This is a genomic window from Ramlibacter sp. GS1-15, assembly GCF_057785015.1.
Genome location: NZ_JBYNTU010000001.1, coordinates 3,296,051 through 3,311,864 on the forward strand (window position 1 = coordinate 3,296,051; position 15,814 = coordinate 3,311,864).

20 protein-coding genes are annotated in these 15,814 nt (G+C 67.8%); 5 read left to right on the forward strand and 15 right to left on the reverse strand.

Translation table 11 applies throughout. The annotated features are described in order from the left end of the window. Positions 1-10: 10 nt before the first annotated feature. Entirely contained in the window at positions 11-1,747 is a 1,737-nt protein-coding gene (locus tag AC3EF3_RS16495; RefSeq protein ID WP_488533229.1) for a 7TM diverse intracellular signaling domain-containing protein, read from the forward strand. A gap of 67 nt (positions 1,748-1,814) precedes the next feature. After that, a complete protein-coding gene (locus tag AC3EF3_RS16500) occupies positions 1,815-2,816 on the forward strand; it encodes a Bug family tripartite tricarboxylate transporter substrate binding protein (protein WP_488533230.1) in 1,002 nt (333 codons plus the stop codon). Here AC3EF3_RS16500 and AC3EF3_RS16505 read toward each other — a convergent pair. The 6 genes from AC3EF3_RS16505 to AC3EF3_RS16530 are packed head-to-tail and all read right to left on the reverse strand — an operon-like array spanning position 2,803 to position 7,660. Further along, positions 2,803-3,624, reverse strand: a complete 822-nt coding sequence (locus AC3EF3_RS16505) for a DNA alkylation repair protein (protein WP_488533231.1) — start codon at positions 3,622-3,624, stop codon at positions 2,803-2,805. The two genes, AC3EF3_RS16500 and AC3EF3_RS16505, sit on opposite strands and share 14 nt — an antisense overlap. Positions 3,625-3,628: 4 nt before the next feature. Beyond that, entirely contained in the window at positions 3,629-4,213 is a 585-nt protein-coding gene (locus AC3EF3_RS16510; RefSeq protein ID WP_488533232.1) for an SCO family protein, read from the reverse strand. A gap of 13 nt (positions 4,214-4,226) precedes the next feature. Next, entirely contained in the window at positions 4,227-5,120 is an 894-nt protein-coding gene (cyoE, locus tag AC3EF3_RS16515) for a heme o synthase (RefSeq protein ID WP_488533233.1), read from the reverse strand. Then, positions 5,117-6,259 carry a COX15/CtaA family protein gene (locus tag AC3EF3_RS16520; RefSeq protein WP_488533234.1) on the reverse strand — a complete coding sequence of 381 codons (1,143 nt, stop codon included), beginning with the start codon at positions 6,257-6,259 and terminating at the stop codon, positions 5,117-5,119. The genes cyoE and AC3EF3_RS16520 overlap by 4 nt, the downstream gene beginning before the upstream one ends. Before the next feature lie 5 nt (positions 6,260-6,264). Further along, positions 6,265-6,990: an SCO family protein gene (locus tag AC3EF3_RS16525; protein ID WP_488533235.1), complete on the reverse strand. Its 726-nt coding sequence runs from the start codon at positions 6,988-6,990 to the stop codon at positions 6,265-6,267. Next, the gene (locus AC3EF3_RS16530) at positions 6,938-7,660 is read right to left on the reverse strand and encodes an SURF1 family protein (RefSeq protein ID WP_488533236.1); all 723 of its coding nucleotides are present in this window, start codon (positions 7,658-7,660) and stop codon (positions 6,938-6,940) included. Before AC3EF3_RS16530 ends, AC3EF3_RS16525 begins: the two co-directional genes overlap by 53 nt. 18 nt (positions 7,661-7,678) lie before the next feature. Here AC3EF3_RS16530 and AC3EF3_RS16535 point away from each other — a divergent pair, with 18 nt between their 5' ends. After that, positions 7,679-7,900: a twin transmembrane helix small protein gene (locus tag AC3EF3_RS16535; RefSeq protein WP_488533815.1), complete on the forward strand. Its 222-nt coding sequence runs from the start codon at positions 7,679-7,681 to the stop codon at positions 7,898-7,900. Between the two features lie 48 nt (positions 7,901-7,948). Here AC3EF3_RS16535 and AC3EF3_RS16540 read toward each other — a convergent pair whose 3' ends face one another. The 8 genes from AC3EF3_RS16540 to AC3EF3_RS16575 all read right to left on the reverse strand — a co-directional run bounded on the left by AC3EF3_RS16540 (position 7,949) and on the right by AC3EF3_RS16575 (position 14,156). Next, positions 7,949-8,833, reverse strand: a complete 885-nt coding sequence (locus AC3EF3_RS16540; protein WP_488533237.1) for a cytochrome c oxidase subunit 3 — start codon at positions 8,831-8,833, stop codon at positions 7,949-7,951. Between the two features lie 40 nt (positions 8,834-8,873). After that, positions 8,874-9,053 (reverse strand): DUF2970 domain-containing protein, encoded by a 180-nt coding sequence (locus tag AC3EF3_RS16545; RefSeq protein WP_488533238.1) that lies wholly within the window; start codon positions 9,051-9,053, stop codon positions 8,874-8,876. Continuing rightward, positions 9,050-9,646 carry a cytochrome c oxidase assembly protein gene (locus tag AC3EF3_RS16550; protein WP_488533239.1) on the reverse strand — a complete coding sequence of 199 codons (597 nt, stop codon included), beginning with the start codon at positions 9,644-9,646 and terminating at the stop codon, positions 9,050-9,052. The genes AC3EF3_RS16545 and AC3EF3_RS16550 overlap by 4 nt, the downstream gene beginning before the upstream one ends. A gap of 9 nt (positions 9,647-9,655) precedes the next feature. Then, the gene (locus AC3EF3_RS16555; RefSeq protein ID WP_488533240.1) at positions 9,656-9,772 is read right to left on the reverse strand and encodes a cytochrome oxidase small assembly protein; all 117 of its coding nucleotides are present in this window, start codon (positions 9,770-9,772) and stop codon (positions 9,656-9,658) included. Positions 9,773-9,774: 2 nt separating this feature from the next. Then, complete coding sequence (gene ctaD, locus AC3EF3_RS16560; RefSeq protein WP_488533241.1) at positions 9,775-11,433, reverse strand: cytochrome c oxidase subunit I; 1,659 nt, start codon at positions 11,431-11,433, stop codon at positions 9,775-9,777. A 38-nt stretch (positions 11,434-11,471) separates the two neighbouring features. Then, positions 11,472-12,632 (reverse strand): cytochrome c oxidase subunit II, encoded by a 1,161-nt coding sequence (gene coxB, locus AC3EF3_RS16565; protein WP_488533242.1) that lies wholly within the window; start codon positions 12,630-12,632, stop codon positions 11,472-11,474. Positions 12,633-12,712: 80 nt separating this feature from the next. Further along, a complete protein-coding gene (locus tag AC3EF3_RS16570; protein WP_488533243.1) occupies positions 12,713-13,189 on the reverse strand; it encodes a DUF2244 domain-containing protein in 477 nt (158 codons plus the stop codon). A 79-nt stretch (positions 13,190-13,268) separates the two neighbouring features. Continuing rightward, entirely contained in the window at positions 13,269-14,156 is an 888-nt protein-coding gene (locus tag AC3EF3_RS16575; protein WP_488533244.1) for a methyltransferase domain-containing protein, read from the reverse strand. A gap of 27 nt (positions 14,157-14,183) precedes the next feature. Here AC3EF3_RS16575 and AC3EF3_RS16580 point away from each other — a divergent pair, with 27 nt between their 5' ends. Both AC3EF3_RS16580 and AC3EF3_RS16585 read left to right on the forward strand, forming a co-directional pair. Then, positions 14,184-14,891 (forward strand): ComF family protein, encoded by a 708-nt coding sequence (locus AC3EF3_RS16580; protein WP_488533245.1) that lies wholly within the window; start codon positions 14,184-14,186, stop codon positions 14,889-14,891. After that, complete coding sequence (locus tag AC3EF3_RS16585) at positions 14,891-15,367, forward strand: tRNA (cytidine(34)-2'-O)-methyltransferase (protein ID WP_488533246.1); 477 nt, start codon at positions 14,891-14,893, stop codon at positions 15,365-15,367. Before AC3EF3_RS16580 ends, AC3EF3_RS16585 begins: the two co-directional genes overlap by 1 nt. On the opposite strand, the gene AC3EF3_RS16590 is transcribed toward AC3EF3_RS16585, so the two are convergent. Further along, a complete protein-coding gene (locus tag AC3EF3_RS16590; RefSeq protein ID WP_488533247.1) occupies positions 15,345-15,800 on the reverse strand; it encodes a MaoC family dehydratase in 456 nt (151 codons plus the stop codon). The genes AC3EF3_RS16585 and AC3EF3_RS16590 overlap by 23 nt on opposite strands. Positions 15,801-15,814 lie beyond the last annotated feature (14 nt).

Sequence of the window (15,814 nt, forward strand, 5' to 3'; positions counted from 1 at the left end):
AATCCACCGCGTGAGGGGAACGAGAATCCGCGTCTGGTTGTTTGCACTATGCCTGGGCTGGATGGCCGTCGTCGCCCATGCGCAGGTCGAGCCGGCGCGTGCCGCGCCGGCGCCCGCACCCCTGGTGCTGAATACCGACCACCGTGCCATTCCTCTGGCCGGGCACGCCCGCTACTGGATTGACGAGACCCTGCAGCCCACGCCCGAGGCGCTCGAGGCCGCCGGCGACGCGATCCCGTGGACAGCCGTCGTCGCCGGCCGGACCTACCGCATCGACGGCGACGCGCTCTGGTTCCAGTTCGACGCGATCAGCTCCGGCGAACAGCCCTGGTATATCGAGCTCGGCTCGTCGGGCATCGATCGCGTGCAGTTCTTCTACCGCGATGCCGAGGGCCGCTGGGTGGTGCAGGAAGCAGGCGATACGCGGCCGGTCGCCGAATGGCCCTTGCCGGGGCGTCTGCCGGCATTCGAACTCTCCGGTCCATCCGGCAAGCCGGTGCGCTATTGGCTGCGGGTGGAGCACAACCGCGTGGATTTCGCTTCCCCGATGGCCGTGTACGACCGGTCCACCTTGTTCTCGTCGCGCGAGCTGGAGCAGTTCCTGCTCGGCGGCTACTTCAGTCTCGCGCTGCTGATTGCGATCGTTTCCGCGGCCAACGGGCTGGTCTTCCGCGACCGCAATTTCGGCGTCTACGCGGTCTACGTGGCCGCACTGGCCCTCGGGCAACTGGCCTATCTCGGAGTCGGCGGTCAGCACGTGTGGACCTACTGGCTGCGGTGGAACGAGCTCGCCACGTTCGTACTCCCGGGCGTCTCGGCCGCGGCGGCGCTCTGGTTCACGCGCACCGTCACGGAGCCGGCGCGCTATTCGCGCGCCTTGGACCTCACCGTGTGGGCCTTGTTGGCCGCTCTGTTGTCCTCCGTTGCGCTGGATGCAGTGCTCGCCACGCGGGCCTCGTTCCTGCTGCAGATCACGTTCACCACGCTGTCGCTCGTCGTGGTGGCCGCGCTCGTCATCCTGGTCTGGACGCAAGGCGAGGATCCGTACATGCGCCTGATCGCCCTCGGCTTCCTGCCGGTGCTGGTCATGGCGATCTTCCCGATCCTGCGTGCCTTCAACCTGATCCCGATCGGGCCGCTGACCCGTTATGGCGTGACCATCGGCGCGGCGATGGAGATGCCCATCCTTTTTTGGGCCCTGAGCCTGCGCGGCAGCCGCCGGCGCGAGGCGCTGGTGCGGGCAGGCGCGCTGTCACGCAACGACGCGCTCACGGGGCTGGCGCACGCGCGCACCCTCCTGCAGCGGCTGGATGCCGCCCTGCAGCGCTGCATCGCGCTCAAGCACACCTGCGCGCTCATGACGGTGAGGATCGCCAACTACAACGCCATCGTCGCGGAGTACGGCCGCGACACCGCCGAGCGCGCGCTGGTGGTGGCGGCGTCGCTGCTGCGGGCCATCAGCCGCGACATCGACCTGGCCGCGCGCGTCGGCGATCACCACTTCGCCGTGCTGCTCGAAGCCCCGGCCTCGGCCACGGAGGCCAACGGCCGCGCCCAGCAGCTGGTCGCCAGCGGCTTGCGCGAGTCGCAGGCCCTGCCCAATGGACTGGTGCTCAAGTTCCAGGTCGCGGTGGCGATGCTGCCCGACCGGCAGCTTGATGGCGAACGCAGCCTGGGCTGGGTGCTCGACGGCGTGAACGCCATCCCCGCCGACTCGCGCAAGCTGATCCGCGCGCTCAATTTCTGAACGTCGCAGCGCATCGCGCTACGATGGCGGGCTCATCCGCAAAATCCATTTGGACGAAAGTAATCCGATGACCGAAGGCCTCGATCGCCGCACGCTGCTGGCCGCAGCAGCCGGCACCCTCGCCACCTCTGCCTGGGCGCAGAAGACCGCCGCCGCGGCAGCCCCGGCCAACTGGCCCACCCGAACCGTTCGCATGCTCGTCGGCTTTCCCGCCGGGTCCACGCCCGACCTCGTCGCGCGCACCATTGCCGATCCGCTGTCCAAGGCGCTCGGGCAGGCAGTCATCGTCGAGAACCGCGCGGGCGCAGCCGGCAACATCGCGGCCGACCTGGTGGCCAAGGCGACGGACAACCACACGATCGGCGTGATGATCAACGGCAACATGACGATCGCCAAGCTGCTGAACCCGGCGACGCCCTACGATCCGGTGAAGGACCTCGCGCCCATCAGCCTGATCGGCACGGCGCCGCTGCTGCTCGCGGCGCCCGCGAACGCGCCAGGCCGCACGGCGCCGGAGTTCTTCCTCGCCGCACGCAACGCCGGCAACAAGTGGAGCTACGGATCGCCCGGCGTGGGCACCGTCGGCCACATCGGCATGGAGCTGCTCAAGACCAAGACCAACATCGACCCGGTGCACGTGCCCTACCCCGGCAATCCGCAAGTGATCAACGCGCTGATCACCAACGAGATCCAGCTCGCGCTGTTGCCGCCGGGGCTTGCCCAGCCGCACGTGCGCAGCGGCAAGATCAAGGCGATCGGCGTCACCTCGGGCGGCCGCAGCTCGCTGGTGCCCGAGTTCCCGAGCCTGGACGAGCAAGGCGTCACGCGCGGCTTCCAGCTCGAGATCTGGACGGCGGCAGCCGCTCCGGCCAGCATGCCCAAGCCGATCGTCAACCGGCTGTCAAAGCTGATCGCCGACATCGCGCGCACGCCCGATGTCCGCCAGAAGCTGTTCGTGCAGGGCTGGCAGGTGGCGGGCACATCGGCCGAAGGACTCGCGAACCGCATCAAGCAGGACACCGCGCTGCTGGGCGGCATCATCCAGATGCGCGGCATCAAGACGCAGTAGCGTCGCCCATCGTGCGGCGTGCGCGCCGCACGATGTACTGGGTCTCGCGTGTGCGCGATTCGCGCTCCCAGCGCGCGCAGATCTCTTCCACCCACTCGGGCCGCGACTTGCTCGCGTCGTTCAGCCAGTTCGCCACCGAGTTCTGCACGTACCGGCTCGCGTCGCCTCTGAGTGGCTCGATCAGCGGCAGGCCGCGCCAGGGTTCGCGCTTGAGGACCTCGACCTGCGCGCACCAGACGCCGCGCGGACGCGTGGACTCGCTCGCGAAGCGCCGGATGTTGGCATCGGCATCACGCGTCCACGGCTGCAGCAGGCGCACGGCTTCGTCGATGTCGCCGGCGATCTCGTCGCGCACCGCCATCCACGCGACCTCGCGCACGCCGAAATGCGGGTCGGCGGCGAAGCGCCGAACGGCAGGCAGCTTCTCGTGCAGCGGCATCGGCGCGAACATCACCCACTGCGCCGCCCAGCAGCGCGCGACGTCGCTGGGGTGCGTGGCCAGCGCGTGGGCGATCGCGTCGCGGTCGTTGCGCGGCGCGACCAGGTCGTAGAGCGCTCGCGCGACATATTCGTGCCGCTTGATCTTGCTGAAGGCCCCCAGCATGCCGAAGGTGTCGGCGAGCCGCTCCTCGTCGCCCGCAAGGCCGATGTGGCGCGCGACGTTGCGCGTCAGGCGCGGCAGGTCCAGCGCCAGGAATTCATTGAGGTTGACGGTCGGCACCTGCCCGTCGTTCAGGGCTTCCAGCACCTCGGGGGGGATCAGTGCGATGCGCGCAGCGCCCTTGCGCCCGAGCAGGTGCCCGACCATGGTTCTACGCTTGGTCCAGCAGCAGCTTGAAGTCCGACGCGAGGACCTGCGCGCCCCCGCCGTAGCGCGCGTACAGGCGCAACTGCCCCTTGGTGTCGTAGACGTAGGTCGCCGCGGAATGGTCCATGGTGTAGCTGGTGGGCGTGGCGCCTTCGGCCTTCTTGTAGTAGACCTTGAAGTCCTTCGCCACCGCGGCGAGCTGCTCCGGCGTGGGCCGCAGCGCGATGAACGTGGGATCGAAGTTGCCCATGTAGCCCTTGAGCACCTGCGGCGCGTCGCGTTCGGGATCGACCGTCACGAACACCACCTGCAGCCTGTCGCCCTGGGGACCGAGCAGCTTCTTCGCCTCGGCGAGCTCGGTCATGGTGGTCGGGCACACATCGGGGCACTGCGTGTAGCCGAAGAAAAGCGCGACGAGCTTGCCCTTGAAATCCCCCAGGCTGCGCATGCGCCCTTCGGTGTCGGGCAGGTGGAAGTCCTTCGCGTAATCCGCGCCCGTGAGGTCGATGGCGTTGAACTTCGGCTTGGACGGGGCGCAGGCGGCCAGCGAGGCGGCGAACGCGGAAAGGAGCAGGTGGCGGCGGTTCATTCGCGGATTCCGGTCAGGGCAGGTAATGGTCCACCAGCAGCGCGGCAAAAAGCAGGCTCAGGTGGATCAGCGAGAAGCGGAAGGTCTTGCGCGCGAGCGCGTCCGAGTACTCGCGCCAGAGCCGCCACCCGTGCAGCGTGAAGCCGGCGCTCAGGATGACGGCGGCAGCGAGATAGAACCACGAACTCATGCCGTACGCGAAAGGCATCAGGCACGCCGCGAACAGCACCAGCGTGTACAGCAGGATCTGCAGGCGCGTGAATTCATTGCCATGCGTGACCGGCAGCATGGGCAGCCCGGACTTGCGGTAATCCTCGACGCGATAGAGCGCGAGCGACCAGAAGTGCGGCGGCGTCCACAGGAAGATGATGAGGAACAGGATCATCGCTTCCGGTCCCACGTCGCCCGTCATCGCGGCCCAGCCCAGCACCGGCGGCATCGCGCCCGAGGCGCCGCCGATCACGATGTTCTGCGGCGTGAGCGGCTTGAGGACCACGGTGTAGATCACAGCGTAGCCGACGAAGGTCGCGAAGGTGAGCCACATGGTGAGCGGGTTGATCCACACGTAGAGGACCCACGAACCGATCGCGCACAGCACGGCGGCGAAAGCCAGCGTCTGCCAATCGCCCAGCTCGCCCTTCGCCGTCGGGCGCCAGGCCGTGCGGCGCATCTTGGCATCGATGCCCTTTTCGACCAGGCAGTTGAACGCGGCGGCCGCGCCGGCGACCAGCCAGATGCCGAAGCTCGCGATCGCCATCTGGCGCCAGTCCAGGAGTGTCGGCAGGCCCGGCACCGCGAGGACCATGCCGATGAACGCGCAGAAGACGATCAATTGCACCACGCGCGGCTTGGTGAGCGCGTAGAACTGCGCGAAGCGCGAAGTCATGGGCGCGACCATCGTGCTCATGCCGAAGCCTCCCGCGCGGCATGTACCGCCACTGTCGACGCACGGCTTTCGCACGCCGCCCACGTGAGCACCCCGATGAGTGCAGCCGCGCCGCCGGTGTGCAGCACGGCGGACGCGAGCGGCCAGTCGAGCACCACGTTCGACAAGCCCGTCGCGAACTGCAGCAGGGCGATCGCGACCAGCCAGCCCACCTGGCGGGCCAGCACGCCCGCGCGATTCATCTGCCACGCGAGCAGCGCGATCGCGCCGAACACTGCGTACGCCATCAGCCGGTGCGTGTAGTGGATCGCCGTGAGCGCGGCGAAATCGACATGTTCGCCGGCGCCCGTCATGCCCAGCGGCCGCCAGAGCTCGAAGGCCTGCTGGAAGTTCATCGCCGGCCACCAGGCGCCTTGGCATTTCGGGAACTCCGCGCAGGCCAGCACCGCGTAGTTCGTGCTGACCCAGCCGCCGAGCGCGACCTGGAGCCAGAGCAGCGCGATGCAGGCCATCAGCCCCGCGCGCAGGCCGGGCGCGATCGCGACGCGCTCCATGCCGGCGCGCGCGTGTTCGTAGGCCACCGCCTGGCGCACGAGCAGCGCGAGCAGCACCATCCCGCCGAGCAAATGCAGCGTGACGATCGCCGGCAGGAGCTTGAGCGTGACGGTGAACGCGCCGAACGCGCCTTGCACGCACACCCACGCCAGTGTGACCGCGGGCCAGGCGGCACTGACGGCGGCACCGCGTTTGCGCTCGTACCAGGTCGCGGCGAGCAAGGTGATGATCAACACCCCCACGCCCGTCGCGAGATATCGGTGGACCATCTCGATCCACGCCTTCGTGTGGGTGACCGGCCCCGTCGGCATCTGCGCCTGCGCGGCGCCGATCTGCAACGCGGCGCCGATCGGGCTGGCGTTGCCGTAGCAGCCCGGCCAGTCGGGACAGCCCAGGCCCGAGTCCGTGAGGCGCGTGAAGGCGCCGAACAGCACGAGGTCGAAGGTGAGGAACAGCGTGAGCACCGTCAGCGCCTGCAGCCGCCGCGCGGCCCCGCCTTTCAGGTGGCGCGACCACATCCAGGCGAGCGGGCCCGTCGCCACGGCGATGCCCATCAGCATGACCTGCAGGGCCGGCGAGAAGTCGTAGAGCGCTTGCGTCGGCATGGCGTTCACCGGCCTGGCTGGTCCCACGAAGCGGAAGCCCGCAGCAGCCGCTCGAGGTCGCGCTTCATGTTCTTCGCCACGGAAACGTCGAGCTCGCGCTGGCCTCCGGGCGGAAAGCGCATCATCCAGTTGCCCTGCGGGTCCACCAGGTAGATGTGGTCGTGCAGGGAATGGCCGGGCGCGGGGGCGAGCCATTGCGTCAGTTGCGCCGCGTCGACACGCAACACCCTCGCCTGCGCGAGCGCCGGTTGCAATTGCGCGCGAATCGGCCGGGCATCATCGACCAGCCACACCCAGTCCACGCGGTCTTTGTCCTTGCCGAGCGATTCGCGCAATTGCCGCTGCAGGTAGAGGTTGCGTTCGCAGTCGAAGTCGCAGTCACCGCCTGCCACGCTCACCAGCAGCCACTGGCCGCGCAGGGACGGCAGCGGCACCGGCTTGCCGTCCGGATCGTTCGCCGTGACATCGGGCAAGGGCCGCTGCGGCTGGACGAGTTCGCCGAAGCTGTGGGCCGTCTGCGGGTGGATGACGTAATACGTGAAGTAGGAAGCGATCACCGGCGCCGCGCACACGGCCAGCACGAGCAGCATCTTGAGCCGCCCGGTGGCGGTGCGGCGGGCGTCGCCGGCCACCGCCTCTTGCGGCAGCGGCAGCGAATGCACCGTCAGGCCCAGCGGCTCATCGAGCAGGCTGGGCTTGGCGGCGGGGAACGATGAACTGGAACCAGACATAGAGGATCGCGATGAGGGCGCTCAGGGCCCACCACTGCAGGGCGTAACCGTAATTTCGTTCGCTGCCGCTGGCCGGCCGCGGCCAGTCGCGAAGCAGCCCTTCGCCGGGCCCGCCCGCCTGCACCACGGTCACCTGCAGCAGCTTCAGGCCCGTTTCGGCGCCGAACGACGCCAGGTCGAGATTTTGCCGGATCGGCCCATGCTCGTTGCCGCGGAACTCGTACAGCCGTGCCGGCGACGGGGCAATCCGCCCTTCGACCTCGACCATGCCGGTCGGTGTCGTGACCGGGGGCAATAGTTCCCGCCGTTCGAAATTGCGCGGCGCCCAGCCGCGCTGCACCAGCACCGCCCGGTCGCTGCCTTCGAGCTTCAGCGGCGTGAGGACGTAAAACCCGGGCAGGCCCCGCATCTGGCGGTTGTCGAGGAACACGGTGTGCGGCGCGTCCCACATTCCCCGCACGACCACCTTGCGATGGATGAACGGCCCTGGATTCGCCGCGAGGAGCGACTGCGGCGAGAGTGCCGGCATGAGCTCTCGTTGGTCGATCGCGGCCTGCAGGGCGTCCTTGTCGCGCCCGCGCCCGTACTGCCACTGCCCCAGCGCGAGCGTGCCCAGCAAGCCCGCCAGCGCGGCGAGGGTCAGGAGCCAGAATCGCGGCGAGCGTGTCACGGGATAATTCGATCCATGATGAAAGTCCTTGTCGCCCTCGCGTTCGCCGCGATCATCGCCAGCCTCGGCTCGGCGCTGTTCTTCATGATGCGCGGCGGCAGGGACGACAAGGCCCGGGGCGACAGGATGGCACGGGCGCTCGCCTTCCGCATCGGGTTTTCGGTCGTGCTGTTCGTCTGCCTGCTGGTGGCCTGGAAGCTGGGCTGGATCCAGCCCACCGGCATTCCGCTGTCGAAATAAACAAAAAAGCGCCTCGCGGCGCTTTCTTGCTGGCGGGTGCCGCGCGGCTCACAGCCAGTACACGAGCGTGTAGAGGCCGAGCCACACCACGTCCACGAAGTGCCAGTACCAGGCCGCGCCTTCGAAGCCGAAGTGGCGATCGGGCGTGAAGTGGCCCTTCATGATGCGCAGCGTGATGAACAGCAGCATCAGCATGCCCACGAGCACGTGGAAGCCGTGGAAGCCCGTGAGCATGAAGAACGTGGACCCGTAGGCGCCGGACGTCAGCTTCAGGTTCAGCTCGTGGTAGGCGTGGAAGTACTCGTAGCCCTGCACGAAAACGAACGTGGCGCCCAGCAGCACGGTCATCCACATGAACAGGATCGTCGGGCCGCGCTTGCCTTCGCGCAGCAGGTGGTGCGCGATGGTCACGGTCACGCCCGAGGACAGCAGCAGGGCCGTGTTGATCGTCGGCAGCCAGAACGGTGTCATCGTCTGGAACGGCTCGATGATGTTGGCGGGCGACGCCGTCGTGCCGGGCGCGACCGAGGGCCACACGGCCTTGAAATCGGGCCACAGCAGCGCGTTGTCGACCCCACCCAGCGCGGGCACCGAGTGCGAGCGCATCCACCACAGCGCCGTGAAGAACGCGCCGAAGAACATCACCTCCGAGAAGATGAACCAGCTCATGCTCCAGCGGTAGGACACGTCGATCTTGCGGCCGTACATGCCCGATTCGCTCTCGCCGATGGCGTCGCGGAACCACTGGAACAGGACGGTGAAGAGCCACAGGAAGCCCACCAGCAGCAGCCATTTGGCCCAGCCGGCGCCGTTGATCCACTGGGCGGCGCTGAAGATGATCATCAGCAGGCCCACGGCGGCCGACGCGGGATGGCGCGACGGCTGGGGGACGTAGTAGTAAGGCGCTTGGCCTGCGGCGGCGTTCGAACTCATCTCAGCTCCGTTCCTCGAATCTTCTTTCAATACGTTGTGTTCACTTCGCGACCCAGTGCACGAGCGTGATCAGCCCCACCACGAACAGCGCGACCAGCACGAGGGCCACGGCGATGACGGCGAAGGGATTGAGCCTGCCCAGGTCCTGCTGGTACTCGCTGTTCTTGCGGATGCCGACGAACGACCACAGCACCGCCTTGACCGTGTGCAGGAAATTCATGATGCATTCCCGCCTCCGGGCGCCAGCGCCGCGCTCTCGGGGGCGCCCGGCATGGGCGCGCCGACCTCGAAGAACGTGTACGACAGCGTGATGGTGGTGACGTCCTTCGCCAGCTTGGGGTCGATCACGAAGGCCACCGGCCACTGCTTCTTCTCGCCCGCTTCGAGCGTGTACTGGCGGAAGCAGAAGCACTCGACCTTGTTGAAATGCGGCGCGGCGTTGCGCGGCGCGTAGCTCGGGATGGCCTGCGCCGACATGCGGCGGTTCTGCACGTTCTGGAACTCGTACATCACCGTCGTGAGCTCGCCCGGGTGGACCTGCACCGAGCGCACCGCCGGCTTGAACTCCCACGGGCCGTGCGCGTTGGCGTCGAACTCCACCGTGATCGTGCGGCTGGTGTCGACCTGCGTGTTGCCGGCCGTGGCACTCGCACCACCGGGCACATCGCGCTCGCCGATGGCGAGGATGTTGATGCCGGTGATCTCGCACATCTGCTTGTACAGCGGGATCATCGCGTAGCCGAAGCCGAACATGCCGGCCGCGACCACGGCCAGCTTGCCCAGCATCCTGACGTTCTCGCGACGCGAAGTCATTGCAGTCTTCTAGTGCCCGAACACGGCCATCTTGACGATGAACCCGATGAAGAAGGCCAGCGCGATGGACGCCAGGATCAGCGCCATCCGCAGGTTCGCCTTCTTCTTCTCTTCTTCGGGCGTCATGCTCAGTGCGCGGCGGTCGTTCCGCCCACGATCCGGGTGGCGGCGGCGTTCAGCTTGGGCGGCGTCTCGAAGGTATGGAAGGGTGCGGGCGACGGCACTTCCCACTCGAGGCCTTCGGCGCCCTTGCCGTCGGGATCGTTCCACGGGCGCTGCGGCGCCGGCTGGCCCTTGCCGCGCATCACCGGCAGCAGCACGAAGAACAGGAAGTAGACCTGCGACAGGCCGAACCAGAACGCACCGATCGAGGCGACCGCATTGAAATCCGCGAACTGCGCCGGGTAATCGGCATAGCGGCGCGGCATGCCGGCCAGCCCGAGGAAGTGCATCGGGAAGAAGGTCAGGTTGAAGGAGATCAGCGAGCTCCAGAAGTGGATCTTGCCGGCGCGCTCGTTGTACATCACGCCCGTCCACTTCGGCGACCAGTAGTAGAAGCCGGCGAACATCGCGTAGAGCGAGCCGGCCACCAGCACGTAGTGGAAGTGCGCCACGACGTAGTAGGTGTCCTGCAGCAGCAGGTCGATCGGCGCCATCGCGAGGATCAGGCCCGTGAAGCCGCCCATCGTGAACACGAAGATGAAGCCCACCGCGAACAGCATCGGCGTCTCGAAGGTCATCGAGCCCTGCCACATGGTCGCGATCCAGTTGAAGATCTTCACGGCCGTGGGCACCGCGATCAGCATCGTCGCGTACATGAAGAACAGCTGGCCGGTCACCGGCATGCCGGTCGTGAACATGTGGTGCGCCCACACGATGAACGACAGGATGGCGATGGAGCTGGTGGCGTACACCATCGAGGCGTAGCCGAACAGCCTCTTGCGCGCGAACGCGGGCACGACCTGGCTGATGATGCCGAAGGCCGGCAGGATCATGATGTAGACCTCGGGGTGGCCGAAGAACCAGAAGATGTGCTGGTACATCACCGGGTCACCGCCGCCGGCCGGGTTGAAGAAGGTCGTGCCGAAGTGGCGGTCGGTCAGCGTCATCGTGATGGCGCCCGCCAGCACCGGCATCACTGCGATCAGCAGGTAGGCCGTGATCAGCCAGGTCCACGAGAACATCGGCATCTTCATCAGCGTCATGCCGGGTGCGCGCATGTTCAGGATGGTGACGATGATGTTGATCGAGCCCATGATCGAGCTGGCGCCCAGCACGTGCATCGCGAAGATGCCGGCGTCCATCGACGGGCCCATCTGCAGCGTCAGGGGCGCGTAGAGCGTCCAGCCCGCAGCGGGCGCGCCGCCCGGCATGAAGAACGAGCTGACCAGCATGATCGCCGCCGGGATCATCAGCCAGAAGCTGAAGTTGTTCATGCGCGCGAAGGCCATGTCGGGCGCGCCGATCTGCAGCGGGATCATCCAGTTCGCGAAGCCCACGAAGGCCGGCATGATCGCGCCGAACACCATGATCAGGCCGTGCATGGTGGTGAGCTGGTTGAACAGTTCGGGGTTCACGAACTGCAGGCCCGGCTGGAACAGCTCGGTGCGGATCATCAGCGCCAGCACGCCGCCGATCATCAGCATGGTGAAGGCGAACAGCAGGTACAGCGTGCCGATGTCCTTGTGGTTCGTCGCGAAGACCCAGCGGCGCCAGCCGGTGGGCGCGTGCTCGTGGTGCTCGTCGTGCGCGTGGTCAGCAGCGTGGCCGGGGAGAACTGCGCTCATGGGGTTTCCTCGTGTTCTGTATTCGTCTTATGCGCGCATCACTTGCGCTGGGCCAGCACTTCCGCGGGCTGCACGATCTGGCCGGTGTGGTTGGACCAGTGGTTCTTGGTGAACGTGATGACGGCCGCGATATCGGTGTCCGACAGCGAGGTCTTCCACGCCGGCATCGCGTTGCGGCCGTTGAGCACCACCTGGATCTGCTTGGTCTTGTCGGCGTCGTTGACGACCGGCGAGCCGTCCAGCGGCAGGATCGGGCCGGCGCCCTTGCCGTTGGCCTGGTGGCAGGCGGCGCAGGTTCCGTTGTAGACCTTTTCCCCGCGGGCCTGCAGGTCGGCCAGGGTCCAGACCTTGCTCGGATCGTCCGCCTTGGCGGCCATCTTCTTCTGCTCGCCAGCGACCCACGCGGTGTAGTCGGCGGCCGAGAGCACCTTCACGTGGATCGGCATGTAGGCGTGCTCCTTGCCGCACAGCTCGTAGCACTGGCCGTAGAAGTCGCCGGTCTTCTCGCTGCGGAACCAGGTGTCGCGCACGAAGCCGGGGATCGCGTCCTGCTTCACGCCGAACGCGGGCACGCCCCAGGCGTGGATCACGTCGTTGGCGGTGGTGATGATGCGGACCTTCTTGTTGACCGGCACCACCAGCGGGTTGTCGACCTTGAGCAGGTAGTTGTCCGGCACGTCCTTCGCGCCTTCGTTGGACAGCTCGCGGTGGGTGCTGTCCAGCGTGGACAGGAAGGAGACGCCCTCGCCTTCGCCCTTCAGGTAGTCGTAGCCCCATTTCCACTGGTAGCCGGTGGCCTTGATGGTGAGGTCGGCGTTGCTGGTGTCCTTGGAGGCGACCAGCACCTTGGTGGCGGGCAGCGCCATGCCGATCACGATCAGGAAGGGGATCACCGTCCAGACGATCTCGACCGTGACCGATTCGTGGAAGCTGGCGGGCTTGTGGCCGACCGATTTGCGGTGCTTCCAGATGGAATAGAACATCACCGCGAACACCAGGATGAAGATCACCAGGCAGGTGATCAGCATGAACCAGTGAAGCCATCCCTGCTCCACGGCGATGCGCGTGGCGGCGGTGTGCAGGTTGAGCTGGCGCACCGCAGGGCCGCCGGGCAGGTCTTGGACGGCGGCATGCGCGGCCGGGCTCAGGGCGCCCAGGGCGAGCAGCAGCGAAGCCAGCTTGGTGGGAATGCTCTTCATGGTTCGTTGATTCGCTTTCGCTTTTTTCGATTCTTTCGCCCGGCCACTCCTCGGTCGGCCGGATCCGCCTCACGCGGCCTTCACGCTTCCCGCAAGGCCCTTCTGATCTCCTGCGCCAGCACCGGCCGCAGCTCCGGCCGCACGTAGCGCCCCACGTTCACCCGCCGGCCCTGTCCCGACAGCTCGATGAGCGATCGGTCGTCCGCCACCGGCTCGACCCGCACCCACTCGCGGTTGAACTCGGCGCGGCGCAACTGGCCGGCGTTTTCGAGCTCAACCACCAGCTGGCGGCCCTTCAGGGAAATCTTCTCCCCATCGGTCGCATGCCTCGCATACACGAGAAAAGCCAGCCCGACGGCGGCAAGTTCAACCCAGGCGAACGGCAGCACCAGCACCGCCCCCATGGACCAGAACACGCCCGCGATTCCGAGCGAGACGACGCACAGCGAGGCATACAACCAGGCCAGCTGCTGCGGGGTCACCGAGCAGTTGCGCTTCAGGAACCAGTGAATGGCCTGGCCCTGAACGGTGGCGAAACGAAAGACCGGTTTCGGCACGGGCGTTGCGTGTCTTTGATCAAAATCAACCAGCCATTGTAGCGGCCCCGCGAGGGCCACCCGCTGCGGGCGGCCGGTTTCAGCGCCCGCGGCGGCCGGAACGCAGCAAGGCTTGCATGTCGCTGACGGAGACGGCGCTCTCGCTGTCCACGCGCACGCGCGGCGGCGGTTTCACGGCGTGGCCGTAGACGATCTCGAAGGTCAGGGCCAGGCGCCCGTCGGCATCGCGCAGCGCCCCGGCGGCCTGCTCTTCCAGCTCGCGCTTCCAGGCGCGCCCGCGCAGCGCCGGGAACCGCGCACGGTTCAGGTTCGCGCCCAGCTCGCGCAATTCGGCCAGCAGGCGCTGTGGCGTCTCCCACGTGAGCGTGACACGCTCCATGTCCATCACCGGCTCGGCGAAGCCGCCGTGCACCAGCATGTCGCCCCAGTCGTGCATGTCGGTGAACTCGTGCGCCGGCGCTGTCCAGCCCAGGCGCGCGTACAGCGCGCGCAGCTCGCGCAAGGTGTCCGGCCCGAAGCAGGAGAACATCAGGAAACCGTCCACCGCGAGCGCGCGATGCCACTGCGCGATCAGCGCCTGCGGGTCGGCCGACATGTGCAGGGCCATGTTGGCCCACAGCATCTGCACGCCGCCGTCGGGCGCCGGACCGAAATGCACGGCGGGCCCGTGAAAGCGCCACCACGGACGCGCGAGTGCCGCCTTCGCCGCCGCCGCGTGGGGCGCATCGTGTTCGACGACCCAGCATTCCGCGCGCGGGTAGCGGTCCGCCACGAGCGCGTGCGCCTTCATGCCGCCGCGCACCGGCTCCCAGTCGACCCAGGCCTGCGGCTGCAGGCGGATCCATTGCAGGCGATCGGCCATGCGGCGGCCCACTTCCTCGTGCAGCCACGGGGAATGCGCGGGCGCGGCATGCCGCCAGCGCTGCGCCGCGACGGGGTCGATGGAAGGCGGGCGCATATCGGCCATGGGGAGCCAACGAGTATATTGACCCGCATGTTCCAGCGCCTGATCGCCGGTATCGAACGCGCCCTGCCCGGCCAATGCGCCGTGTGCCGCGCCTGGCCCGCGAGGTCGCTGTGCGAGTCGTGCGTGTCGCGCTTCGCCCAGCCGCGCTCGCGCTGCCTGCGCTGCGCGTTGCCGGTCGGTGCGGGCGTGGCGCAATGCGGCCGGTGCCTCACGAACCCGCCGCCGCTGGACGCCTGCTACACCGCCGTCTCCTACGACTACCCCTGGTCCTCGCTGATCGGGCAGTACAAGTTCCACGGCCAGGCGGGCTGGGCGCGCGTATTCGCGACCCTGATGCGCAGCACCCCCTGGGTCGAGCCGGCGCTGGACGATGCCGATTTCGTGCTGCCCATCCCGCTGGCGCCCGAACGCCTGGCCGAGCGGGGCTTCAACCAGTCGCTGCAGCTCGCGCGCCTGCTCGCACCGGCGCGCCATGACGCGACCTTGCTGCTGCGCATCCGCCACACGCCGGCGCAGGCGACGCTCGACCGCCCGGCGCGCCTGGCCAACGTGAAAGGCGCCTTCGCGCTCGACCCGCTGCGCGCCGGCGAAGTGCGCGGCAAGCGCGTGGTGCTGGTGGACGACGTGATGACCAGCGGCGCCTCGCTGCACGCGGCGGCGCAGGCGCTGAAAGAGGCGGGCGCGGCGCGCGTCACCGCCGTCGTGCTCGCGCGCACCGACGAACCCGCTCACTGATGTTCAACATCGTCCTGGTCCAGCCGGAAATCCCGCCGAACACCGGCAACGTGATCCGCCTCGCGGCCAACACCGGCTGCGCCCTGCACCTGATCGAGCCGCTCGGCTTTTCGATGGAGGATCGGCTGATGCGCCGCGCGGGGCTCGACTACCACGAGTACGCCGACGTGAGGCGGCACGCGGGTTGGCCGGCTTTCCTCGCCGCGACGCAGCTTGATCCCACGCGCATGTTCGCGCTCACCACGCGCGGCACGCGCTACGTGCACGACGTCGCCTTCCGGCCCGGCGACTGGCTGGTGTTCGGCTCCGAAACGAGCGGCCTCGCACCCGCGCTGCGCGAGTCGTTCCCGCCCGCGCAGCGGCTGAAGCTGCCGATGCGCCCCGGCCAGCGCAGCCTCAATCTTTCGAACGCCGTCGCAGTGACGGTGTTCGAGGCGTGGCGGCAGAACGGGTTCAGGGATAGCGGCGCGAAATAGATTCGGCGATGCAGACGGGCTTGTCGCTGCCCTCGCGCTCCATCGTGACCAGCGTCGTCACCTGGTAGCCGCCCTGCTCGATCGGCTCGGCGGCCAGGAGTTTCACGCGGGCGCGGATGCGGCTGCTCACCGGCACGGGCGCGGTGAAGCGAACCTTGTTCAGGCCGTAGTTCACGCCCATCCGCACCTCGCGCACTTCCAGCGAGCTTTCGACCAGCTTGGGCAGCAGCGACAGCGTGAGGAACCCGTGCGCGATCGGCGCGCCGAACGGCCCCTGCTTGGCGCGCTCGACGTCCACGTGGATCCACTGGTGGTCGCCCGTCGCCTGCGCGAACAGGTTCACCTGCTCCTGGGTGATGGTCAGCCAATCGCTCACGGCGACTTCCTCGCCCACGTGCTGCGCGAACTCGGCGAGGGTCTGGAAGGTCTTCATGGGCGCAATGTAGC